Origin of the sequence: Klebsiella sp. 4_1_44FAA, from assembly GCF_000238715.1 — a bacterium.
GTDB classification, from domain to species: domain Bacteria; phylum Pseudomonadota; class Gammaproteobacteria; order Enterobacterales; family Enterobacteriaceae; genus Klebsiella; species Klebsiella pneumoniae.
Genome location: NZ_JH414800.1, coordinates 332,561 through 354,046, shown reverse-complemented (window position 1 = coordinate 354,046; position 21,486 = coordinate 332,561). Strand labels below are relative to the sequence as shown.

Sequence of the window (21,486 nt, the reverse complement as noted above, 5' to 3'; positions counted from 1 at the left end):
CTTTTTATTTTGAAACAGCGTGGTGATAACGTTTTAATTTGCTACGAGTGCGAGCGGTATCATGGGCTAGCTCCATTGCTAACGATAAGAGGCCGCGATCTGAAGGGTAAAGAAAGGGTGAGCTGGCTGAACTGATGAATCTTTCCTGGGGGTTTCCACGTCCTGTACATCCCTGATCCTCTTGATGATACCCGCATGATGATGAAGGCTTGGGCTTCCGGCCACGGCAAGGCGGCTATCAATGCCGTCATGATTGATTGCCTGTTTACTGGGCAATGTCACCCCAGTAAACCAGCCTCCCTCGCCGACAACCTTCGGGAATGGCATGAGAAATTTCTCAGACAAAATACAACCTTAAGTCGTCTGGATAGCATTCACTGCAAAACTACAACAGTGATTAAACCATACTGCAAAAAGCCTGGTGATAATAGCATTGTCTGTAATAGAGCACATTACGCCGTATTTCAACGGGTAAGCTTAATCTGGTACATGCGGTTGAATGAGATGAAAACTCGTCACGGTCAACGTATACAGGAAGATATCAATGGGAGGTATAGAGGACAGGTAAGTATTGCGACACGGTCTGGCGGCGGGTTGGAATGCTCGCTTCGGCGCGGGAAGGACTCACATCCAGGATACGCCGAAGCCTGCCGGTTCACCACTTTTCGTCACGTGCCTCCTGGCGCTTGTCGCTGCGCCAGGTGGCCTGTACGGAAAGCGATGGCAGCAGTAACCAGGTAAGTAAGCCTCTTTTCATGGGAGTGATCCTGCTGAAGAGTACAATAAATAGCAGTTAAAGAATATTCTTGCCGGAAGCGCAGCATAATAACTGACAAAAAATGCTCGCCAAGAAATAACTTATTTATTTTTATCTGTGATTTTTTGAGTAATTATTCCTGTTAAAAGGTATTGGTAACCAATAACGCATAAAAAGATATAGCTGTGGTATGCTCAAGATATTGAGGCATTCTGCGCTAATACGGTGTCGGGAAGATAGCGATCGGTAGATAATGCGGAGCCTGGTGACTACGAACAATCCCGTGAACAGCTTCGACAAATTCCTCACCCTTCAGCGCTGCCGCCTTCGCTCGCCTGTCGTAAAGTTGCTGTCAGGCGGTTTACGTTTACTACAATGGTATAACGATGACGACTCCGATTGCGCTCCGCGACTGGCGCCTGCTGGCGGCCGGGTGCGGCGGCCTTCTACTGCTGGCCGCCGCTATCACCTTGCGCAGCCACTGGGGTGACTTTCTCCAGTGGTGTCTCGCCACCCAAATTACCCTGCATCGCTATCTGGTGATGTACCTTCTGTTGCTGAATAACCATCAGTACAGCGGCGGTATCTGGCTGCTGGTGGGGGCCTTTCTCTATGGCGTGCTGCACGCCGTCGGACCGGGACACGGTAAATTTATCGTGACGACCTACCTGAGCACCAATCAGGAGAGCCTGACGGCGGCGCGGGTGGTGCCCTTTCTCGGCAGCCTGTTGCAGGGCGTCACTGCGATACTCTTCGTCTTTATTCTTGCGGTGGGGCTGAATCTGGCCGCCAGCGATCTTAGCGCCAGCCGCTGGTACGTCGAGAAGATCAGCGCCCTGACCATCGGCGTCTTTGGGGCTTATGTTATCTTTCGCGCTCTGCAAAGCCTGTGGCCGACAAAACAGGTGATTCGCCGTCTGACGCCAGCGCATCAGCATGACGCCTCGTGCGGCTGCGGCCATCACGGCGTGGGGCAGGATCTGCAGGGCGCTGACTGGAAGACGCGCCTTGGCGTGGTGCTGGCTATCGGCGTTCGGCCCTGTAGCGGGGCGATCATGATTTTATTATTCGCCAATGCGTTGGGGATTGTTAGCTGGGGCATCGCCGCGGTGATGAGCATGGCGCTGGGCACCGCGCTCTCGATCCTCGGTCTGTCGCTACTGGTTCACTATGCGCGCCATCGGACGGTCAAACGATTGGCCACGAATCACCGCCCGCGGCCCTGGCTGGTTCCGCTGATGAAGATCCTCGGCGGTCTGGCGCTGATCCTCTTTGCCGTGGGATTGTTTTTCAGCGTGGTGCCGATCAGCGCCAACGGCGACTTTATCGCCGCAGGCTGTTAGCCCGTTTCCAGCAGTCGCATCAACACCCGCAGCGCCTGATCCAACTGCTGGCGTTCACCGTCACTGAGTCCTGCCAGCAGTTGCCGTTCGTTGTCGACGTGGGTTTCCACTGCGGCATCGATCCGTTCGCGTCCGGCGGAAGTCAGGGCGACCAGCATACTGCGGGCATCCTCCGGATTGGGCAGGCGGGTAATAAACCCGCGTTTCTCCAGCGCCTTCAGACGATGGGTCATGGTGCCGGAGGTAATCATCAGCGTGGAGAAGAGCTGGGTGGGCGAAAGTACGAAAGGCGCCCCGGCGCGCCGCAGCGTCGCCAGCATGTCAAACTCCCAGCGCACCAGATCGTGGCGCGTAAAGGCCACTTCCACCTGCGGCTCCAGCAGCATAGCGCATCGTTTCAGGCGACCTATCGGCCCCATGGGGCTGCAGTCGAGGTCTGGCCGCTCCCGCTGCCACTGGGCGAGGATGCGATCCACGGCGTCGATCGGCGGTGATTTGTCCATTAGTGCTCACTTGTCTTGATACCAAGATACTTGGCGGTACATACTTCACTCACTAATTTACCTTGAAGTGAAGATAAAATCATGGCTTTTCTCTCACGTAATCTGATTCTCGACCTGCTGCTCACCGCGCTGGCGCCCGCTATCTGGGGGACGACCTACATTGTCACCTCCCAGTTTCTGCCCCCTGACCGCCCATTTATTGCTGCGCTGCTGAGGGTGCTGCCGGCAGGTATCGCCCTGCTGATCTGGAGCCGTCGTTTTCCGCAACGCGGCGAATGGGCAAAGCTGATCGTTACCGGCATCTTAAATATCGGCGCGTTTCAGGCGCTGTTGTTTATCGCCGCCTATCGCTTACCCGGCGGGCTGGCGGCGGTGATCGGCGCGATCCAGCCGCTGCTGGTGATGCTCCTCGCCTGGTGTGTCGACCGGCAGCGCTCGCCCTGGCTGGCGGTGTTCTCCGCCATCGCCGGCATACTCGGTATGGCCATGCTGCTGCTGTCGCCGCACACCGTCCTCGACCCGCTGGGCATCGGCGCGGCGTTTCTCGGGGCGATCAGTATGGCGCTGGGCACCTGGCTTTCCCGGCGCTGGGCGCTCTCCCTGCCGATCGTCGCGCTGACCGGCTGGCAGCTGACGATCGGTGGGGTGGTGCTGGCCCCGGTGGCGCTGATCGTTGACCCTCCTTTGCATCAGGTAACAGTGCTGCAGGCGGCCGGCTATCTGTGGCTGTGCCTGGCGGGCGCCATGCTGGCCTATGGCCTGTGGTTTCGGGGGATTGGCCGCCTCTCACCGGTGGCCGTGTCGGCGATGAGTCTGCTGAGCCCGGTGACCGCCGTGGTACTGGGATGGATATTCCTCGGACAAAAGATCCAGGGGATGGCGCTGATGGGATTGATCGTGGTGCTGGCGAGCGTGCTGTCTATCCAGCTCGCGCTGGCGCGTCAGGCGGCGGGAGCAAAAACGAAAAAAGCCCCGTAACGGGGCTCGACATTGCTGCGTGCGGGGTGGGCGGCGGGAGCCAGACCAGCCACCCGCAGGCGGCCTGTCCGGCAGCTCCCTCTGCAACCATTCGCTTATTTAGACAGCTCGGCGGTCATATGGACCTGGTTGCCGGTGTACGCTTCGGTAATGTGATAGGAAGCGCCTTGTTCTTTCGCAATGGTTGCGATTTTCGCTTCTGCGCTGTCCAGGGTGTCTGCTGTCACGCTCACCGGATGAGCGAAGCTAGCGAAAGAGACCAGGGAGAGCATACCGGCAGCGGCGAGTAATTTTACGTTTTTCATGGTGTTTGTCCTTTTAACTTTTATGGTGGAAAGTATGTTTGCTTTCGATGGACTTATAATAAGCCTGCTAACTATAACGTGCGTGGCAAAAAGTGCGATTTAGATCACATTTTTATGGCGGTTTGATGGCGTAAACATGATCGTTTATCTATTTTTTAATTTAAAAACAATGAATTAATGATTTGTTTCTGAAAGGGGGGATCACATGGGCTGCCCTTGTTCAGGGAGAGGAATGCGCCTCATTCATGCTTTCATCATTCATTATGTGAATGGTTTGGTGCTGTTTTCACCACCGCAAAGGCAGATTCAGACTTATCGCGATGGCCTTCCGAGGGCTTTTTCTGCATGCTGTTGCGGTCACTTTCTCTCGCTCTGGCGTTAGGCTTGCTGCGCTGTAAACAACCACCCTCGCGTTTTCATCTATCAATGACTGTTTATTAATAGTCGATGGTTATCTGTTATATAACTTAATGAAACGTGAACAAATGTATATTTGTCGGCGAATAAATAGCATTCTTTGACGCCGATAGCACCAGCGAACTTATATTTTTAGGTTCGTTACCTGACGCCTTAAATATTGCGGCTCCCGGTCAGTCGAAGATTCTATTAGCAGTGGCATAAATCAGCATCGCCTGATGTTTCTGGTTCTATGCGAATTCACAGTGTGCTCATTGATTCGTAATTCACTCTGACAAGGAAATGGCAATGAAAAAGGTTCTTCTCTCTGCAGCAATGGCAACCGCGTTTTTTGGCATGACTGCTGCCCATGCAGCTGATACCACTGTTGGCGGCGGCCAGGTTAATTTCTTCGGTAAAGTTACCGATGTATCCTGTACTGTTTCCGTTAACGGCCAGGGCAGCGATGCGAACGTTTACCTGTCTCCGGTAACCCTGACTGAAGTTAAAGCGGCAGCAGCGGATACTTACCTGAAACCGAAATCTTTCACCATTGACGTCTCTAACTGCCAGGCTGCTGATGGCACTAAACAGGATGACGTAAGCAAACTGGGCGTGAACTGGACCGGCGGTAACCTGCTGGCTGGCGCAACCAGCAAACAACAGGGCTACCTGGCGAACACCGAAGCTTCCGGTGCTCAGAACATCCAGCTGGTGCTGTCTACTGACAACGCTACCGCGCTGACCAACAAAATCATCCCGGGTGACAGCACTCAGCCGAAAGCGAAAGGCGACGCTTCCGCTGTAGCTGATGGCGCGCGTTTCACCTACTACGTAGGCTACGCCACCAGCGCGCCGACCACGGTAACCACCGGTGTGGTTAACAGCTACGCGACTTACGAAATTACTTACCAGTAATTCCGTCAGAAAATAAAACTGCCCCGCGATGGGGCAGTTAATAACAATAATAAAGCGGCAATGTCCGCCGCTTGTATTTTTATTCTGAGGTCAGCATGAAGCGTATTGCCCTTTTTTTCTGTTTCATTTTTAGTTTTGCGGCCCATGCCAACAATATTATTGTTAACGGTACCCGCTTTATTTATCCAGGAAATGAAAAAGAAATAACGGTACAGCTTTCAAATAACGCCGACCGTCCGGCGCTGGCGCAGGCCTGGCTGGATAACGGCGATGCCGATGCCACACCGGATACCATTACCACCCCGTTTATTATCACCCCGCCGATTTCGCGCGTTGACGCCAAGAGCGGCCAGACGCTGCGTATTAAGCTCGGTAGCAGCGCCGGTCTGGCGAAAGATAAAGAGACGCTGTGGTGGCTGAATCTGCTGGAAATTCCGCCGGTGGTGGCCAATCAGAAAAATGAAGGCCAGAACGTGCTGCAGCTGGCGATCCGTTCGCGCTTTAAATTTATTTATCGTCCTGCCGGACTGGGCAACCGCGATGCGGCGGCCGAGAAGCTGACCCTGACCGCCAGCGGCAGTAGTCTCGCCATCAACAACCCGACGCCGTTCTACATTACCGTCAGCCGTATTTCCCGCGACGGCGGTAAAGCCCTGAACAGCAAAACCGTGATGCTGGCGCCGCAGTCCAGCCAGACGGTGGCGCTCTCCTCCGCCGTCAACCGCGGCGAAACCCTGACCGTTAACAACATTAATGACTATGGCGCCGATGTCGCAGTGAAAGTGGCCGTTAAATAAGGGAAAAGCTAATGAAGCAGAGGTCATTCTGCCCGGGAAGATTAAGCACCGCGATCGCCATCGCGCTGTGCTGCTTTCCGCCATTTTCCAGCGGACAGGAAAACCCGGGAACGGTATATCAGTTTAACGACGGCTTTATTGTCGGCAGTCGCGAAAAGGTCGATCTGTTGCGCTTTTCGACCAGCGCGATTACCGAAGGCACTTACTCCCTTGACGTCTACACCAACGACGAGTGGAAAGGGCGCTACGATTTACGCATCGCGCGCGATAAAGATGGTCGGCTGGGCGTCTGCTACACCAAAGCGATGCTGGCCCAATATGGCATCGCGGCGGAAAAGCTCAATCCGCAGCTGAGCGAGCAGGAGGGCTACTGCGGTAGCCTCAAATCCTGGCGCAACGAAGAAAACGTCAAAGACAACCTGGTCCAGTCCTCCCTGCGGTTGAACATTTCGGTACCGCAGATCTATGAAGATCAACGCCTGAAAAACTATGTCAGCCCGGAGTTCTGGGACAAAGGTATTACCGCGCTCAATCTTGGCTGGATGGCGAACGCCTGGAACAGCCATACCTCTTCGGTAGGCGGGTCGGATAACAGCAGCGCCTATCTGGGCGTCAACGCCGGTCTGTCGTGGGACGGCTGGCTGCTGAAGCACATCGGCAACCTGAACTGGCAGCAGCAGGGTAAAGCGCACTGGAACAGCAACCAGACCTATCTCCAGCGCCCTATCCCACAGCTCAACTCCATCGTCAGCGGCGGGCAGATTTTCACCAATGGTGAATTTTTCGACACCATCGGTCTGCGCGGGGTTAATCTTTCCACCGATGACAATATGTTCCCGGACGGCATGCGCTCGTATGCTCCGGAAATTCGCGGTGTGGCGCAGAGCAACGCCCTCGTCACCGTGCGCCAGGGCAGCAATATTATCTATCAGACCACCGTTCCGCCCGGACCGTTTACCCTGCAGGATGTCTATCCTTCCGGCTATGGCAGCGATCTTGAGGTCTCGGTGAAAGAAGCGGATGGCTCGGTAGAAGTGTTTAGCGTGCCTTACGCTTCCGTCGCCCAGCTGCTGCGTCCGGGAATGACCCGCTACGCGCTCTCCGCCGGTAAAGTGGACGACAGCGCGCTGCGCAACAAGCCGATGCTCTATCAGGCGACCTGGCAGCACGGGATCAACAATCTGTTGACCGGCTACACCGGGGTCACCGGTTTTGACGACTATCAGGCCTTCCTGGTGGGGACCGGGATGAACACCGGCATCGGCGCGCTCTCTTTTGACGTCACCCATTCGCGGTTGAAGAGCGATGCCCATGATGACTCGGGTCAGAGCTATCGCGCGACCTTTAACCGCATGTTTACCGATACCCAGACCAGCATCGTGTTGGCGGCGTATCGCTACTCGACGAAAGGTTATTACAACCTCAACGACGCGCTGTACGCCGTCGATCAGGAAAAAAATAGTCGCAGCAACTACACCCTGTGGCGGCAAAAAAACGGCATGACCTTCACGGTGAACCAGAACCTGCCGGACGGCTGGGGCGGGTTTTATCTCAGCGGCCGTATCTCCGATTACTGGAACCGCTCCGGGACCGAGAAGCAGTATCAGGTCAGCTACAACAATTCATTTGGTCGTCTCTCCTGGTCGGCGAGCGCGCAGCGCGTCTATACGCCAGACAGCTCCGGTCATCGTCGCGACGATCGTATTTCACTCAACTTCAGCTACCCGCTGTGGTTTGGCGATAACCGCACCGCCAACCTGACGTCGAACACCTCGTTCAATAACTCGCGCTTTGCCAGCTCGCAGATTGGTATCAACGGTTCGCTGGACAGTGAAAACAACCTTAACTACGGCGTGTCGACCACCACCGCCACCGGCGGTCAGCATGATGTGGCGCTCAACGGCAGCTACCGTACGCCATGGACCACCCTCAACGGCAGCTACAGCCAGGGCGAAGGCTATCGTCAGAGCGGCATTGGCGCCAGCGGGACGATGATCGCCCACAGCGGCGGCGTGGTGCTCTCACCGGAAAGCGGCTCGACGATGGCCCTGATTGAAGCCAAAGACGCGGCCGGGGCGATGCTTCCGGGATCGCCGGGCACCCGTGTGGACAGCAATGGTTACGCCATCCTGCCGTATCTGCGCCCGTACCGGATTAACGCCGTGGAAATCGACCCGAAAGGCAGCCATGACGACGTGGCCTTCGATCGCACTGTGGCGCAGGTTGTGCCGTGGGAAGGCAGCGTGGTTAAGGTCGCGTTCGGCACTAAGGTGCAGAACAACCTCACCCTGCAGGCGCGCCAGGCGAACCACGAGCCGTTGCCGTTTGCGGCAAGTATTTTCTCCCCCGACGGCAAGGAGATCGGCGTTGTCGGCCAGGGCAGCATGATGTTTATCAGCGATGCGAACGCCAAACGCGCGATTGTGAAGTGGAGCGGCGGGCAGTGTTCGGTGGATCTGGGACAGCAAACAACAAAGGATAGCGTATGTCGCTGAGGAAATTACTAACGCTTTTTATCGTCTTAATGGCGCTGGGAACCACCTCGTCCTGGGCCTCCTGTACGCGTCTCTCATCGCCAACGGTGATGCTGGACATGGTGGTGGGCAGGGTGGTGGTGCCCCCGGATCTGCCGGTGGGCTCGGTGATCCTTACCCACGACTGGACGATGAGCGCTCCCGGCGGGGCAAGCTATCGCTGTACTTCCGGCACCAACCGCTTCGCGGCGAAGATCGTGTCGCCAGGGGCCACGGACCTTGGAAATAAAATCTACTCCACCAACGTGCCGGGAATCGGCATGCGTTTCAGCCGCGGCGGCGCAACGGTAAATATCGTCTATCCCGACGTCTTTTCGTCCCGGGTATATAACACCACCGACTATTCCCTCGAAGGGTCGCGCTTTACGCTGGAGATTATCAAAACCGCGGCAACCACCGGCAGCGGCACCCTGGTGGCGGGTAAGTACACCTCCTACGACTGGGAGAGCGGCAGTAACCCGATCCTCGAAACCTATCTGAGCGCCAGCGCCATCACCGTGGTCTCGCCCTCCTGTTCGGTGCTGAGCGGGAAAAATATGAATGTCGATGTGGGTTCCATCCGGCGCACCGACCTGAAAGGGGTTGGCACCACCGCGGGCGGGAAGGATTTTAATATTGAGCTGCAGTGCAGCGGCGGCCTGAGTGAAACGGGATATGCCAACATTAGCACCTCATTCTCCGGTACCCTGGCCACCAGCACTACCGCTACCATGGGCGCCTTGCTGAATGAAAAAGCCGGCAGCGGGATGGCGAAAGGCATTGGCATCCAGGTGCTGAAGGATGGCTCCCCGCTGCAGTTTAATAAGAAATACACCGTCGGCCGCTTGAATAATCAGGAGACCCGCTACATCACCATACCGCTGCACGCGCGTTTTTATCAGTATGGCCCGACGACCAGCACCGGCGAGGTGGAGTCGCATATGATCTTTAACCTGACGTACGATTAATACGGGAGGGGGAATGAAGGGATTGCCGAAAAACACTATCGCGTGGCTGCTATTTTGCGGCAGCCTCGCCGCCCCCTCGGCGTGGGGTTTTGAGACCAATTACGATCGCGGACGGGTCGATTTTGCCGGGCGGGTGACGGATATTTCCTGTAGCGTCGCGCTAAACGGCGGCCAGCATGCCGGCAGCGGTAATGTCTGGCTGGCGCCGGTCAGCCTGGCGGAAGTCCACGATCGCGGGGCCGGGGCGTTTATGAAGCCGCAGCCTTTTACCCTGGCGCTGTCAAACTGCCAGCTACGTCATGATGGTGGAGCAGCTTCGCAGGATGAGGTGCGTCGGGTCAGCGTGCGCTGGGTCGATGGTTTTTTACTGACGGCGGTCGGTAACGAAAACGCCGGGTATCTGGCCAATACCTTGCCGGATGGAGCGCAGAATATTTATCTGGCCCTATCGACTAACGATAATAATACTCTGGATAAGAGTAATAAAATTGTCCCGGCGGACCCGCAGCAAAATCAGGTGCGTTTGCAGGAAAGCGCGGTCAGCGGCGGCCTGTTCACCTATTACGTTGGCTATGTTTCGCCAACGCCGAAAAGCGCCACCAGCGGGCCGATTACCAGCTGGGCAACGTGGGAATTAGTTTATAATTAAGTGACGTTAAAAAGCCGGGAATTCCCGGCTTTTTTTACATGGCAATATCATCGGCGACCAGTTGTTCAATACTGACTTCCCGCCAGTAATGTCCCTGGATAGCAAACCACTCCATTCCCTGCAGCCATTCTTTATGGGCTTCGCTTTCGACACCTTCAATAATCACATTATGATGGTTGCGCGNTAAAAAGGTCACCAGCGCATCCATCAGCTGGCGGCCGGACTCTTTGCGCATCAGGTGCCAGAAAAAATCCTTATCAATTTTCACATAGTCAAAGTGATAACCGCGAATAGCGTTAATTCCCGCGTAGCCGGAGCCGAAGTCGTCGAGCCACAGTGAGGTATCCTGTGGGCTCTGCCAGGCGGCAAGGGAATTATGCAGCAGATTCTCGGCGTTTTCGGTTACCTCGAAATGGACGCAGGTCAGGGCGGCGACTTTGGCTTTTATATCCTTCTGGCGCAACAGGTTCAGGATATGGTCATCAACGTTAATTGTTGCGGAAATATGGTTACGTAAAAACCAGGCTTTATGCTTTTCAATCAGTGCCAGTTGTTCGAGAAAAATACGTTCACGAACGGCGGCGGTAGCATGGCGGAAAAAATCTTCGGGGGAAATAGAAAGATTATCAAAGCGGCTTAAGCATTCCACCGCGACCAGAGTACCTTGTGGGGAAAACATTTTCTGAAAGACGTAGCGTACAGCGATATCATTACGAGATAAAATGTTGTCTTCGAATATTTTAGTGTTCATTATCCCTCTTCACGAGGTTAGTCAGACAATAGGCAGAGGATACATTAATTATAGGCTACCTGATGATTAATGGGAATGGCGGGAAATGTAAATCAACAGCGAATAAGTACGCTTTATCCGCTACTGATTTACCGGGAGAACATTTAGCATTGATGGAGAGCGGCAATACGCTGATTCATAGTGCGGGAATTATCTATACCCAGTTTTTGCATGATATGGATGCGGTGGCTATGAACCGTTTTATGAGCAATGCCGAGCAGGGCGGCAATACGCTTATTATTATTGTTGGCAATGAGCAGTTCGAGGATCTGACACTCCCGTGGTGAAAGCTGTTTGCGCAATCCTCGCGGCGGCAGTTCGCTGACGCCTTTGGCGCGCTGGACGATAGATGAAAAAAGAGTTAGCGGAGATTTCTCACTAATAATCATAGCGTTGTCAAAGTTTATCAACTCTCTGCACAGCCCGACAATGTCGCTTTTCACCATTAGCACCGGCTGCTGGCAGCGCAGCAGGGAAAGGCGGAGCGCATTCAGCAGATCGACGATTCTGATGGCAGAAATATCCTTATTAATTAAATTGAAAATAATCGTCTGGGCCAGTGGCAGATGTTTCTCATGGATGACATCGGCATAACTCAGACGGGTGGCATTTTCATGGCTATCAATAAGGTAGTGATAGATTGAGTGACCAATGAGATTGTCATTGGTGTACAGCAATATACTGTCCAAGGTTGTCAGATTCTCTTTTTGCGCTTGGCTTCTAAGATCAGGTCCAGCAGTATCTTCTCTATTCTGCGCTGGTCATCGAGATGGCGGAACTTAAACTGGCAGGATATCTGATAGTAGCTCTCACTCTCTTCATTAGCGTTATCCAGGGTGATAACAATGACATTTTTGACCACCAGGTCGATGGTGATCTCGCCATATTCTGCAAGCATAAGTACGGCGTTTTTCAGTAAGGCGTTGTGGCTGAGAAATTTAAGATTCGGCGTTTTGGTCATCAATGCGCAACCGCCATCTGAAATGTCTTTGATATCGAAAAGATAGTTTTCGCCGTTTTTATGGCGGCCGCGGCAATAAAAGTCATGCTCATGGCGTAAACGAAAGCGGGGATCGCGGCGACGCTGCACTACCTGCAGGCATTCAGGCAATGAAAAAGCGTAGCGGATACCTTTATCGACACCGCTATTGTCATGTTTTGTCAGGGCCGCATTAAACTCTATTTTCCCTGAATCGCTATGCAGGAGAAAGCGAATTTTATGCCCGGACGGGATTTTGCGATGGGTCTGAATATGAAACTCGGCAAAGTCCACGCGCGTCAGTTGGGTTATGATACTGGTGTTGTTAAAAAATATTTCAATTTCAGTACGTTTGCGCAACTCCTCTCTGAAAATAGCAATAATTTCATACTTACTGGTCTTTATCGTTCCCTCTGTCATATGCATCCCTTGTAAATAGTTGTCGTGAGGCGTTTGATTTTTCTTATAGCAATAGCAACATTCTGATTGGGTTAATCAGATGTTTTTATGAGCGTTTGATGTTATTGACTATCTTTGCAGCCAGATTGATATGTATAAACTTGGAATTTGATATTGTATTTCCTGTAATCAAGAGTTTCGAATTTTGGTCATGACAAAAACGACAACGGCCTCCAAGCTGGAGACCGGTCGAAGGATAAAAACTTAAGTTTAATTAACGGGGATAATGAGAGAACGATCGTCGATCACGCCCCATTTGTAGGATCTATAGTGCCAGTAGCGGTGAGGTTTTTCCAGGCAAATATTGAGGAGGGATAGGGTTCCCTCCATTTTGTCTGGCAGGTCAGCGGCGCGCGGCGGTGGCGATATTATCGAGGGTGCGCAGCGCTTCCGCGGGCAGGACCAGCTCGGCAGCGGCAATATTTTCCGCGAGGTGCGTGCGGGAGGAGGTGCCGGGGATCAGCAGAATATTTGGCGCTCGCTGGAGCAGCCAGGCGAGGGCGACCTGCATCGGCGTCGCCTCAAGCGAAGCCGCGACCTCGTTCAACTCCTGCGCCTGCAACGGCGTAAAACCGCCCAGCGGGAAAAAGGGCACCCAGGCGATGTGCTGGGCGGCCAGCGCATCCACCAGCGCGTCGTCGGCGCGATGGGCAACGTTATAAAGGTTTTGCACGCAGACGATGGGCGTCATTTTCTGCGCATCCGCGACCTGCTTTGCCGTCACGTTGCTGAGGCCGATATGGCGGATTAATCCTCGCTCTTTCAGTTCCAGCAGGGTGGCGAGTGGCGCCTCCAGCGAACCCTCCACCGGGCCGTGCGGGCTCAGCATACTGCGCAGATTAACCACTTCCAGTACCTCGAGCCCCAGGTGACGCAAATTGTCTTCAACGGCCTGGGTCAGTTCGGCGGGCGACATGGCCGGTAGCCAGTTGCCTTTCTCGTCACGGCGGGCGCTGACCTTGGTGACAATGCACAGATCGTCAGGGTAGGGGTGGAGCGCTTTGCGGATCAACTGATTGGTGACATGTGGACCGTAGAAATCAGAGGTATCGATATGGTTTATCCCGGCCTCGACGGCGGCCTGTAGTACGCGCACCGCTTCTTCAGGATCTTTGGGCGGGCCGAAAACACCGGGGCCGGCCAGCTGCATCGCGCCGTAACCTAAGCGATAGACCTGGCGATCGCCGAGCGTGCCGCGACCGGATAAGGTGACACTGGACATAAGAACTCTCCTCACGGTGGCTAAGCCGTAAGTGTAATCCGCTCACAAGGAAGGCAAGGGGGAGAATATTGTCAGAATGTGCGACAGCAGCTCAGGCAGCCGCTGTCGCCAGAGGGGATTAGCCGAAGAACATCACCGACACGCAGAGCAGACCAACCACCAGCGTAATGGCGTTACCCACCGAGCGGTACGGCTTCAGCGCCGGAATGAGCCATGTCGACAGCGTGGGCATAATAAACAGGATCATGGCGATAAGCGGTCCGCTGATAGCGTAGATCATTGAGATCGCATTCGGGTTGATAAAGCACACCGCAAAAGTGAAGGCGGAGACCAGCAGGATCGACATCGCGCGGTTGAAAGCGCGGCTCTTACGCACGCCCAGCAGGCCCAGCGAGCTTTTGACGATTTCGCTGGCGCCTTCAATCACTCCGAAGTAGGTTCCGAGAAACGATTTCGACATAGCGACGACGGCGACGATGATGCCGGTCACCGCCAGCCATCCCGGCGCGCCTGGCACCATCGACAGGGCGGAGAGGATAGTCACCCCCTGATCGCGGGCGGTCTCTATATAGGTTGCCGGGATCGCCAGCAGACAACTGAAGACAAAAAACAGCACGCTGGCGCAGATGATGGTGTAGGCCACCTTCATGATTTTTTTGCATTTACCCATGGCCAGGTCGCCGTGTTTCTCCTGCTGATCGATAGCAAAAGTCGAGATGATCGGCGTATGGCTAAAAGCGAAAACCATCACGGGAATAGAGATCCAGACCTGGTGGAGCGTCTGCGGGCTGAACTGCATCTGGCTGGTGAGATGCTCCGGATGCCAGTCGCGGATTAAATAGAGGGAGAGAAACAGGAAACAGGCGATAAGCGGGAAGACAAGAAAGCCCATCACCTTGATGGTGACCTGCCGTCCCATGAGAAAGATCAGGTTGAGGACCAGCACGACCCCCAGACTCAGCAGCGCACGCAGCCCTGGGGTCATCGGCGTGCGATGCGCCACCTGTTCGGCCAGCGAGTTGGTGATGGCCACGGCGTAGATGAGCACCACCACAAAGAAGGCAAGGAAATAGAGGCCGGTGATCAGGTTGCCAATTTTCTTACCATAGTAGTGATTAACTGCGCCGGTGATCCCGGTTCCCGGCGCGATATTGGCCGAGAGAATAAACTGGCTCAGCGCTTTGTGGGGCCAGTAAGTGAGCGGCCAGGCGACCAGCGCGGTGATGAACAGCACAATGGCGCCAGCCGAACCCAGCTGGATCGGTAGAAATAGCGTCCCAGCGCCTACTGCAGTGCCATATAAGGCAAAACTCCATAGAGTTTCTTCTTTAGACCAAATTTTAGACATTATGCGACTTTATCAACCGTCAAACCAAAAAAAAGGAGTGCAATTTACCATATTTATGGTTCGTCTGTTGCGATAGTTTTTGGTGATAAAGTCGCGGCGGATCGTCGAAGATCCGCGCCGGGATTAACCGCGCGCCGTCTGGCGCGGGCGGCGGTGACGAATAACGCGCTCGCGCAGGGTGTCCCATACCCAGTTAAAGGCCATGGTGTAGGGCAGGAAGAAAAGCATAAAACCGATCTCCAGCATAAACGCCTGCAGCAGCGAGACGCCCAGCACGATCGCCACCATGGTGACGCCAATGATGACGAATCCGGTTTCGAAACCGAGCGCGTGCAGGGCGCGTACTTTCAGCTGGCGGGGGAAGCGGGAGACCGGCCACAGGCGATCGAACGCCGCGTTATAGATAATGTTCCATACCATCGCCAGGGTGGCGAGCAGAATGCTCAGTCCGCCCATCTCCACTACCGAGCGCTGCATCAGCCAGGCGGCGGTAGGGGCGAGGATCAGCGTCGCCAGTCCTTCGAAGGTGATGGCGTGGATAACGCGTTCGGTGAGCGTCTTGCGCTGATGTGGGGTCTGTTGCATGGCGAGCTACCTCCAGTTTTAGCCTGAACAGGAAATTACCCGGCAGTTTATGGAAAAATATGATAAACAAAAGATAAGACCCATCGATATTGTAGATACATCATGCGTTATTCACCGGAAGCCTTAACCGCCTTTGTCGAGGCGGTCGACAGCGGATCGTTCTCCGCCGCCGCCCGCCGCCTGCGGAAAAGTCAGTCGACGATCAGTACCGCCATCGCCAATCTGGAGGCCGATCTCGGCGTAACCCTCTTTGACAGGGCAACGCGGCAACCGACGCTGACCCCGCAGGGGGAGCAGGTGCTGAGCTATGTCAAAGCGATTCTCGCCGCCAGCGAGCGGTTGGACGAACTGGCTGTGTCGCTGTCCGGCGAGACGGAGCCGCGGCTGACCTTCGTGCTCTCCGATACTCTGCACCCGGACGTGCTGGAAGATCTGCTGGTGCAGTTTGACCGCCGCTTTCCTCATACCGAGTTTGAGTGTTTGATTGGCGAAGACGAGGATGTGATCGATCTCCTGCAAAAATCCCGCGCCCAGGTGGGGCTGATTGAGGCGAGGGAGCGCTACCCCACCGATATCGGCAGCACCCGCCTGCCGCTGCAGACGGCGATGGGCATTTATGTAGCCCCTGGCCATCCGCTGGCGGCGCAGGGTAAGGTCGCCTGGGATGAGCTGCGCAGCTGGCGCGAGCTGCGTTTGAGCACCTTTCTGGCCAGCGCCACCGAACCTGCCGCAGGCCAGGTCTGGTCGGCGCCAAACTACCTGCTGCTGCTCAGCATGGCGGCGCAGGGGTTCGGCTGGTGCATTCTGCCCAGCGCGCTGGTGGCGGAGTTTGCGCCGCAGGGCGGGCTGGTGGCGCTCGATATCCCCGGCTGGCCGCGGGCGATTTCAGTCGATCTGCTGTGGAATAAGAAAGCGCCGCCGGGAGCGGCCGGCAGCTGGCTTCGTCAGCATCTGCAGCGGCGTGAACGTTAACGAATAGCTATTTCTTTGTGATTGGCTTCACTTTTTTTAAACAATTACAAAGTTTTTTGATAACAATTATCTAGTATATCGCTGTTTCTTTGCGCAAATGCATGGGCAGGGGTAGAGGATGAAGGATGTCGTGATCGTCGGCGCGCTGCGAACGCCGATTGGCTGCTTTCAGGGCGCATTATCGCGCCATTCAGCCGTCGAGCTGGGGAGCGTGGTGGTGAAGGCGCTGGTGGAGAAGACGGGAATCGATCCGCACAGCGTGGATGAGGTGATCCTCGGCCAGGTGCTGACCGCGGGGACCGGACAAAATCCGGCGCGTCAGTCCGCTATTCGCGGTGGGCTGCCTAACACCGTATCGGCTATCACCATTAACGATGTCTGCGGTTCCGGCCTGAAGGCTCTGCACCTCGCTACCCAGGCGATCCAGTGCGGGGAAGCGGACGTGGTGATCGCTGGCGGCCAGGAGAATATGAGCCGAGCTCCGCATGTGCTTACCGACAGCCGTACCGGCGCCCAGCTGGGCAACAGCCAGCTGATTGACAGTCTGGTGCATGATGGGCTGTGGGATGCTTTCAACGATTATCATATGGGCGTCACGGCGGAAAACCTGGCCCGGGAATTTGGCATCAGTCGCGAGCTGCAGGACGCCTGGGCGCTCAGCTCACAGCATAAGGCGCGCAAGGCGATTGATTCCGGTCGCTTTCGCGATGAGATCGTCCCGGTTGTCACCGAGCATAACGGCGCGGCGCGCACCGTGGATACCGATGAACAACCGCGGGTGGATGCCAGCGCGGAAGGGCTGGCCAGCCTGCAGCCCACCTTCGATCGCCTTGGATCGGTAACCGCCGGCAACGCCTCAAGCATCAATGACGGCGCGGCGGCGGTAATGATGATGAGCGAGGCTAAAGCGCTGGAGCTGGGGCTGCCGATCCTTGCGCGGATCCGCGCCTTCGCCAGCGTCGGCGTCGATCCGGCGCTGATGGGCATTGCCCCGGTGCATGCCACCCGTCGCTGTCTGGAGCGGGCCGGCTGGCGGCTGGACGACGTCGATCTGATCGAAGCCAATGAGGCCTTTGCCGCTCAGGCGATCTCGGTTGGCCGGGTACTGGAGTGGGATGAGCGCCGGGTCAACGTCAACGGCGGCGCGATCGCCCTCGGCCACCCCATCGGCGCCTCCGGCTGCCGGATTCTGGTGTCGCTGGTGCATGAAATGATAAAGCGCGATGCCCGCAAAGGTCTGGCGACGCTGTGCATTGGCGGCGGTCAGGGCGTGGCGCTGGCGGTAGAACGCGCATAGCGCTATACCTCGATTTCCATGGCCTCCTGCGGGAGGCCTTTTTTATGCGCCGTGCTTTGCCGAACCCTTATTTTTCCCCTCCCTCTTTCACTCTCCCCGGCGAAATTATTGAGCTTCGTCACGTCTTGTTGTGCCACCTTTTTTGAAACAAATAACTACGATCCTGGTCACTAAAACTATGGTGCCTAAAAAATAAAATGATGTTTCATAAAAACGAAATGTCATTTTATTTATTGTAAGGGTACCCTATGTTAAAACGCTCTCTGGTTCTCGCCGCCCTCTGCGGTATGTCTTTTGCAGCAACCGCGGTAACGATAGATTTACGTCATGAATTTATTGATGGCGGAAAGAGTGATAAAAGTAATGCTGACCGCGTCTCCGTTTCTCACCGCTTTGCCAACGGCTTAGGCTTTACCGTCGAGGCCAAATGGCGTTCGGGTGGCGACAACGGTTCGCAACCCTATTCGGACGTGGTGGGCAATGGTCATGAAGACACCATCAGCTGGCGCTGGAAAGCAACGTCGAACTTGTTCCTCACCCCCGGGTTTACCATTGAGAGCAACGACAGCCGCTCCATCTACAAGCCGCACCTGCACGCGCAGTACAGCTTCGACAACGGCTTCTATGTCGCCGCTCGCTATCGCTATGAATACACCCGCTATCCGAACAACGCCGGCAAAGATGATGACAAAGTTAACCGCGGCGACGCGTGGGCCGGATTTGTCCTCGGCGACTGGCGTACAGAGCTGAACTATGTCTATGCCCGCAGCTCGGAAGGGGTCAGCCGCAACGACAATAAACCCTACTCGCAGGAATATAACGTGAAGGTGGCCTATAAGCTGGATAATAACTGGTCGCCGTATGGCGAAATTGGCAACGTCGGGGTCAATGACCGCAGCGATCGCCAGACCCGCTTCCGCGTTGGGGTGGCTTACTCGTTCTGACCGACCATTCATCCCTCATCGTTTGTTTTCCCCGGCGCCGTCAGCCGGGGTTTTTTTATGGGGGAAAGAGAAGGGACAAAAAAAGCCCTCCGCGAAGGAGGGCAAGGCCAGTTACAGAAAAAAGTGTGGTGTGGATCAGGCGCTCAGCATTGACGGGTGCGCGGGTAATTTCGCGATATAGACGGCCGGTTTACCGTCTTTATCGGAGCTGAACAGAATGGCGCTATCGTCCGGGGTAAATGAGGGGTGCGGGTGCGTTACCTGGCGGCTGTTGGCCACCGTCGCCCACGAGGTATCATGGCGCGCGACGCGGAAGTAGCGCTTTTCCGCCACGTTAAAGACATACAGCCAGGGATCGTTATCAATGGAGTAGCCGCCGGTATCCTTGACATCCACCGGTGTACCTGAGCCATCGCCTACCAGCAGCGTGCCATCGAAATTGCTCATCAGATGCGAGCAGGCCGGCATCGTCATCAGGGCCTCGTTGACGCCGCTTTCGGGATCAAAGCGATAGATCGTCCGCCCCTGCTGGCCTTTCAGATAGGAGACGTAGATCAGCGCCGAACCGTCCGGCACCCAAAATTCATGAGTACAGCTTTCGCCTGGAGCATGCGCTTTGACTTTGCGAACATGGCTGCCATCCTCGTTGACCAGCCACATGCGGGCGTCCACCAGATCGTGCGGCCCTTCATGGCAGAAGGCGACGGTATGGTCGTCGAAGGGACGATAGATCGGGTGTCCCAGCCAGATTTTTTCCTCATGGATCACCTGGCTCTCACCGCTGCGCAGGTCGACGCGCAGCAGGCGGCAGTGCGGTCCTTTATGGAAGAAATCATGGAAAATCTGCCAGTCGTTGAGTGGCGTCCAGTCGCTTTTGGCAATCTCAATGCCCACCAGTTTGCTGCAATCGCTGTTTGCCACCCAGGTGCCATACCCTACCCAGTCATCGCTAACGCGATAAACTTCGCGCTCGGCGAGGGTAGTCAGGTTGACTTCCAGCAGGATACGGTCATTTTTCACGTAATAAAGCGACTTATCGTCCGGGGAGAGGAAGCCGCCGAAGGTGTTATCCCCGGCGCCTTCGGTTAGCTGGACGGCCTCGGCGCTGGCGATATTCAGCAGATAGTAGTTCCAGTGGCCGTCAAACTCGCCGGCGAACAGTAAATGGCTGCCATCGTTAAAAAAGCACTTCTGATAGAAGTAGTTGCGATGACAGGTGACCTCCGGGGGAGTTAAGCGGGTGACTTCCGCCCCGGTATCCGGATCGTGGCTGACGTGATAATTCAGTTTGACCCGCATGCCTTTAGCCATGTAGTGCTCCTTTCTTTCCTGCGATGCCGCTGGACCAGAGGCGTGTCGCTGAGTGATATGTTTTAAAAGACAGGTGTTAATTTATCAAAACATTGTTTCATTATTTGTGATGGCTCACGCAGTTCAGCGTAATTCCCGCGTTTTCAGCGGGCTGCTGGCTTCGCTTCGGCACCTCTGCAGACAAACGGTTGAATCTTTATCTTTTCAAAACCTTTTCCGGCCTGGCGCGTGCCGGGAGGCTCCTTCGCTTTTTCTTTTTTTGTAATCGTCATCATAAAAAATGAAACATCGTTTTAAATAATATTGAAAATGGCTGGGGGCGGGGCTAAGATGGCACCCATCAGCAAAACGGAACTCTGTTTTATTTTCATTATGGTGGGCTATGCCCGAGAGTTCGCCCCACGCTCAGTCGCGCCGCCGGCGCGGACCGGGCCGAGAGAACCTTGCCTGCAAACAGCAGGCTCTGAACGACTAAGGAACATAATATGATTCTTGATGCATTCTCCCTGCAGGGAAAAGTGGCCGTCGTGAGCGGATGCGATACCGGTTTAGGTCAGGGGATGGCCCTCGGGCTGGCGGAAGCGGGCTGCGATATTGTCGGTATCAATATCGTCGAACCGGTGGAGACTATCGAGCGAGTAACCGCGCTGGGACGCCGTTTTCTTAGCCTGACCGCCGACCTGCGCCAGATCGACGGTATTCCTCAGCTTCTGGAGCGGGCGGTGGCGGAGTTCGGCCATATTGATATTCTGGTCAACAATGCCGGCCTGATTCGCCGCGAGGACGCGCTGGCGTTCAGCGAAAAAGACTGGGACGACGTGATGAACCTCAACATCAAGAGCGTATTTTTTATGTCCCAGGCGGCGGCGAAACACTTTATCGCCCAGGGCAGCGGCGGGAAGATCATTAACATCGCCTCCATGCTGTCGTTCCAGGGGGGGATCCGCGTGCCGTCGTATACCGCATCCAAAAGCGCGGTGATGGGCGTCACCCGCCTGCTGGCCAACGAGTGGGCCAAACACAACATCAACGTCAACGCCATCGCCCCGGGGTATATGGCGACCAACAACACCCAGCAGCTGCGCGCCGACGAGCAGCGTAGCAGCGAAATCCTCGATCGCATTCCCGCCGGGCGCTGGGGGCTACCGGCCGATCTGATGGGGCCAGTCGTGTTCCTTGCCTCCTCAGCCTCCGATTACATCAATGGCTACACGGTGGCGGTGGACGGCGGCTGGCTGGCGCGCTAACCGTCCGCGATGGCCGGAGTCTGTGGTATCGCTCCGGCCATCTGAGCAATTATTGTCCATACGGCAAAGTGCGGATCGTCCATACTCCGGAACACGGGTATAATGTTACCGCTCTGTATAAACAGGGTTATTAACTATTGGAAACGCATTTTTTGTTACTTTGAAAGTTTAATGTCCATCACAAAACCCATCCTGCCAGCAATAT

General features: G+C 55.4%; 22 protein-coding genes. 11 read left to right on the top strand and 11 right to left on the bottom strand.

The window, feature by feature from the left end; all coding sequences use genetic code 11:
* Positions 1-78 precede the first annotated feature (78 nt).
* On the bottom strand, positions 79-327 hold the full coding sequence (locus HMPREF1024_RS31550) for a hypothetical protein (RefSeq protein WP_002916186.1): 249 nt from the start codon (positions 325-327) through the stop codon (positions 79-81).
* Positions 328-1,143: 816 nt separating this feature from the next.
* Here HMPREF1024_RS31550 and HMPREF1024_RS13720 point away from each other — a divergent pair.
* Positions 1,144-2,100 carry a nickel/cobalt transporter gene (locus HMPREF1024_RS13720; protein ID WP_009308596.1) on the top strand — a complete coding sequence of 319 codons (957 nt, stop codon included), beginning with the start codon at positions 1,144-1,146 and terminating at the stop codon, positions 2,098-2,100.
* On the opposite strand, the gene HMPREF1024_RS13725 is transcribed toward HMPREF1024_RS13720, so the two are convergent.
* Positions 2,097-2,603: a MarR family winged helix-turn-helix transcriptional regulator gene (locus tag HMPREF1024_RS13725; RefSeq protein ID WP_002916184.1), complete on the bottom strand. Its 507-nt coding sequence runs from the start codon at positions 2,601-2,603 to the stop codon at positions 2,097-2,099. The two genes, HMPREF1024_RS13720 and HMPREF1024_RS13725, sit on opposite strands and share 4 nt — an antisense overlap.
* A gap of 81 nt (positions 2,604-2,684) precedes the next feature.
* Between HMPREF1024_RS13725 and HMPREF1024_RS13730 the strand changes: the two genes are divergently transcribed.
* A complete protein-coding gene (locus HMPREF1024_RS13730; RefSeq protein ID WP_004900391.1) occupies positions 2,685-3,581 on the top strand; it encodes an EamA family transporter in 897 nt (298 codons plus the stop codon).
* 95 nt (positions 3,582-3,676) lie between these two features.
* On the opposite strand, the gene HMPREF1024_RS13735 is transcribed toward HMPREF1024_RS13730, so the two are convergent.
* On the bottom strand, positions 3,677-3,886 hold the full coding sequence (locus HMPREF1024_RS13735; RefSeq protein WP_002916131.1) for a DUF1471 domain-containing protein: 210 nt from the start codon (positions 3,884-3,886) through the stop codon (positions 3,677-3,679).
* Positions 3,887-4,591: 705 nt separating this feature from the next.
* On the opposite strand from HMPREF1024_RS13735, the gene mrkA reads away from it, so the two are divergent.
* From mrkA to mrkF, 5 genes are all read left to right on the top strand, one after another.
* The gene (gene mrkA, locus HMPREF1024_RS13740) at positions 4,592-5,200 is read left to right on the top strand and encodes a type 3 fimbria major subunit MrkA (protein WP_002916128.1); all 609 of its coding nucleotides are present in this window, start codon (positions 4,592-4,594) and stop codon (positions 5,198-5,200) included.
* 95 nt (positions 5,201-5,295) lie between these two features.
* On the top strand, positions 5,296-5,997 hold the full coding sequence (gene mrkB / locus HMPREF1024_RS13745) for a type 3 fimbria chaperone MrkB (RefSeq protein WP_000820818.1): 702 nt from the start codon (positions 5,296-5,298) through the stop codon (positions 5,995-5,997).
* 11 nt (positions 5,998-6,008) lie between these two features.
* Complete coding sequence (gene mrkC, locus HMPREF1024_RS13750; protein WP_009308595.1) at positions 6,009-8,492, top strand: type 3 fimbria usher protein MrkC; 2,484 nt, start codon at positions 6,009-6,011, stop codon at positions 8,490-8,492.
* The gene (gene mrkD, locus HMPREF1024_RS13755) at positions 8,483-9,478 is read left to right on the top strand and encodes a type 3 fimbria adhesin subunit MrkD (protein ID WP_009308594.1); all 996 of its coding nucleotides are present in this window, start codon (positions 8,483-8,485) and stop codon (positions 9,476-9,478) included. Before mrkC ends, mrkD begins: the two co-directional genes overlap by 10 nt.
* A 13-nt stretch (positions 9,479-9,491) precedes the next feature.
* Positions 9,492-10,127 (top strand): type 3 fimbria minor subunit MrkF, encoded by a 636-nt coding sequence (mrkF, locus tag HMPREF1024_RS13760; protein WP_002916122.1) that lies wholly within the window; start codon positions 9,492-9,494, stop codon positions 10,125-10,127.
* 34 nt (positions 10,128-10,161) lie between these two features.
* On the opposite strand, the gene mkrJ is transcribed toward mrkF, so the two are convergent.
* The 6 genes from mkrJ to HMPREF1024_RS13790 all read right to left on the bottom strand — a co-directional run bounded on the left by mkrJ (position 10,162) and on the right by HMPREF1024_RS13790 (position 15,510).
* Positions 10,162-10,878 carry a phosphodiesterase MrkJ gene (gene mkrJ / locus HMPREF1024_RS13765; protein WP_009308593.1) on the bottom strand — a complete coding sequence of 239 codons (717 nt, stop codon included), beginning with the start codon at positions 10,876-10,878 and terminating at the stop codon, positions 10,162-10,164.
* A gap of 143 nt (positions 10,879-11,021) precedes the next feature.
* The gene (gene mrkI, locus HMPREF1024_RS13770; RefSeq protein ID WP_002916079.1) at positions 11,022-11,594 is read right to left on the bottom strand and encodes a transcriptional regulator MrkI; all 573 of its coding nucleotides are present in this window, start codon (positions 11,592-11,594) and stop codon (positions 11,022-11,024) included.
* Between the two features lie 17 nt (positions 11,595-11,611).
* Positions 11,612-12,316, bottom strand: coding sequence for a transcriptional activator MrkH (gene mrkH / locus HMPREF1024_RS13775; protein WP_004152886.1), 705 nt, complete (start codon positions 12,314-12,316; stop codon positions 11,612-11,614).
* A 382-nt stretch (positions 12,317-12,698) separates the two neighbouring features.
* The gene (locus HMPREF1024_RS13780; RefSeq protein ID WP_002916061.1) at positions 12,699-13,577 is read right to left on the bottom strand and encodes an aldo/keto reductase family oxidoreductase; all 879 of its coding nucleotides are present in this window, start codon (positions 13,575-13,577) and stop codon (positions 12,699-12,701) included.
* Between the two features lie 118 nt (positions 13,578-13,695).
* Entirely contained in the window at positions 13,696-14,925 is a 1,230-nt protein-coding gene (locus HMPREF1024_RS13785; RefSeq protein WP_002916058.1) for an amino acid permease, read from the bottom strand.
* Between the two features lie 123 nt (positions 14,926-15,048).
* Positions 15,049-15,510 carry a multidrug/biocide efflux PACE transporter gene (locus HMPREF1024_RS13790; RefSeq protein WP_002916056.1) on the bottom strand — a complete coding sequence of 154 codons (462 nt, stop codon included), beginning with the start codon at positions 15,508-15,510 and terminating at the stop codon, positions 15,049-15,051.
* A 102-nt stretch (positions 15,511-15,612) separates the two neighbouring features.
* Here HMPREF1024_RS13790 and HMPREF1024_RS13795 point away from each other — a divergent pair, with 102 nt between their 5' ends.
* The 3 genes from HMPREF1024_RS13795 to ompK26 all read left to right on the top strand — a co-directional run bounded on the left by HMPREF1024_RS13795 (position 15,613) and on the right by ompK26 (position 18,723).
* Positions 15,613-16,482: a LysR family transcriptional regulator gene (locus tag HMPREF1024_RS13795; RefSeq protein WP_004185510.1), complete on the top strand. Its 870-nt coding sequence runs from the start codon at positions 15,613-15,615 to the stop codon at positions 16,480-16,482.
* A gap of 118 nt (positions 16,483-16,600) precedes the next feature.
* The gene (locus HMPREF1024_RS13800) at positions 16,601-17,779 is read left to right on the top strand and encodes an acetyl-CoA C-acetyltransferase (RefSeq protein WP_002916052.1); all 1,179 of its coding nucleotides are present in this window, start codon (positions 16,601-16,603) and stop codon (positions 17,777-17,779) included.
* 248 nt (positions 17,780-18,027) lie between these two features.
* Positions 18,028-18,723 (top strand): KdgM family porin OmpK26, encoded by a 696-nt coding sequence (ompK26, locus tag HMPREF1024_RS13805; protein ID WP_004143995.1) that lies wholly within the window; start codon positions 18,028-18,030, stop codon positions 18,721-18,723.
* 135 nt (positions 18,724-18,858) lie between these two features.
* Here the strand turns inward: ompK26 and HMPREF1024_RS13810 are convergent, their stop codons facing one another.
* Together HMPREF1024_RS13810 and HMPREF1024_RS31975 are read right to left on the bottom strand one after the other, a co-directional pair.
* On the bottom strand, positions 18,859-20,034 hold the full coding sequence (locus HMPREF1024_RS13810) for an oligogalacturonate lyase family protein (protein WP_009308592.1): 1,176 nt from the start codon (positions 20,032-20,034) through the stop codon (positions 18,859-18,861).
* Positions 20,035-20,177: 143 nt separating this feature from the next.
* Entirely contained in the window at positions 20,178-20,309 is a 132-nt protein-coding gene (locus tag HMPREF1024_RS31975) for a hypothetical protein (RefSeq protein WP_032412328.1), read from the bottom strand.
* 210 nt (positions 20,310-20,519) lie between these two features.
* Between HMPREF1024_RS31975 and kduD the strand changes: the two genes are divergently transcribed.
* Entirely contained in the window at positions 20,520-21,281 is a 762-nt protein-coding gene (kduD, locus tag HMPREF1024_RS13815; protein ID WP_002916003.1) for a 2-dehydro-3-deoxy-D-gluconate 5-dehydrogenase KduD, read from the top strand.
* The last annotated feature ends 205 nt before the right edge of the window (positions 21,282-21,486 follow it).

Bases quoted from the DNA above. Each gene is read 5' to 3' on its own strand.
- HMPREF1024_RS13810 (WP_009308592.1), bottom strand. From the start codon at position 20,034: ATGGCTAAAGGCATGCGGGTCAAACTGAATTATCACGTCAGCCACGAT.
- HMPREF1024_RS13780 (WP_002916061.1), bottom strand. From the start codon at position 13,577: ATGTCCAGTGTCACCTTATCCGGTCGCGGCACGCTCGGCGATCGCCAG.
- HMPREF1024_RS13735 (WP_002916131.1), bottom strand. From the start codon at position 3,886: ATGAAAAACGTAAAATTACTCGCCGCTGCCGGTATGCTCTCCCTGGTC.
- ompK26 (WP_004143995.1), top strand. From the start codon at position 18,028: ATGTTAAAACGCTCTCTGGTTCTCGCCGCCCTCTGCGGTATGTCTTTT.
- mrkF (WP_002916122.1), top strand. From the start codon at position 9,492: ATGAAGGGATTGCCGAAAAACACTATCGCGTGGCTGCTATTTTGCGGC.
- mrkA (WP_002916128.1), top strand. From the start codon at position 4,592: ATGAAAAAGGTTCTTCTCTCTGCAGCAATGGCAACCGCGTTTTTTGGC.
- HMPREF1024_RS31550 (WP_002916186.1), bottom strand. From the start codon at position 327: ATGCCATTCCCGAAGGTTGTCGGCGAGGGAGGCTGGTTTACTGGGGTG.
- HMPREF1024_RS13720 (WP_009308596.1), top strand. From the start codon at position 1,144: ATGACGACTCCGATTGCGCTCCGCGACTGGCGCCTGCTGGCGGCCGGG.
- HMPREF1024_RS13725 (WP_002916184.1), bottom strand. From the start codon at position 2,603: ATGGACAAATCACCGCCGATCGACGCCGTGGATCGCATCCTCGCCCAG.
- mrkB (WP_000820818.1), top strand. From the start codon at position 5,296: ATGAAGCGTATTGCCCTTTTTTTCTGTTTCATTTTTAGTTTTGCGGCC.
- HMPREF1024_RS13730 (WP_004900391.1), top strand. From the start codon at position 2,685: ATGGCTTTTCTCTCACGTAATCTGATTCTCGACCTGCTGCTCACCGCG.
- HMPREF1024_RS13785 (WP_002916058.1), bottom strand. From the start codon at position 14,925: ATGTCTAAAATTTGGTCTAAAGAAGAAACTCTATGGAGTTTTGCCTTA.
- mrkH (WP_004152886.1), bottom strand. From the start codon at position 12,316: ATGACAGAGGGAACGATAAAGACCAGTAAGTATGAAATTATTGCTATT.
- HMPREF1024_RS31975 (WP_032412328.1), bottom strand. From the start codon at position 20,309: ATGATGACGATTACAAAAAAAGAAAAAGCGAAGGAGCCTCCCGGCACG.
- HMPREF1024_RS13790 (WP_002916056.1), bottom strand. From the start codon at position 15,510: ATGCAACAGACCCCACATCAGCGCAAGACGCTCACCGAACGCGTTATC.
- mrkD (WP_009308594.1), top strand. From the start codon at position 8,483: ATGTCGCTGAGGAAATTACTAACGCTTTTTATCGTCTTAATGGCGCTG.
- HMPREF1024_RS13795 (WP_004185510.1), top strand. From the start codon at position 15,613: ATGCGTTATTCACCGGAAGCCTTAACCGCCTTTGTCGAGGCGGTCGAC.
- mrkC (WP_009308595.1), top strand. From the start codon at position 6,009: ATGAAGCAGAGGTCATTCTGCCCGGGAAGATTAAGCACCGCGATCGCC.
- HMPREF1024_RS13800 (WP_002916052.1), top strand. From the start codon at position 16,601: ATGAAGGATGTCGTGATCGTCGGCGCGCTGCGAACGCCGATTGGCTGC.
- kduD (WP_002916003.1), top strand. From the start codon at position 20,520: ATGATTCTTGATGCATTCTCCCTGCAGGGAAAAGTGGCCGTCGTGAGC.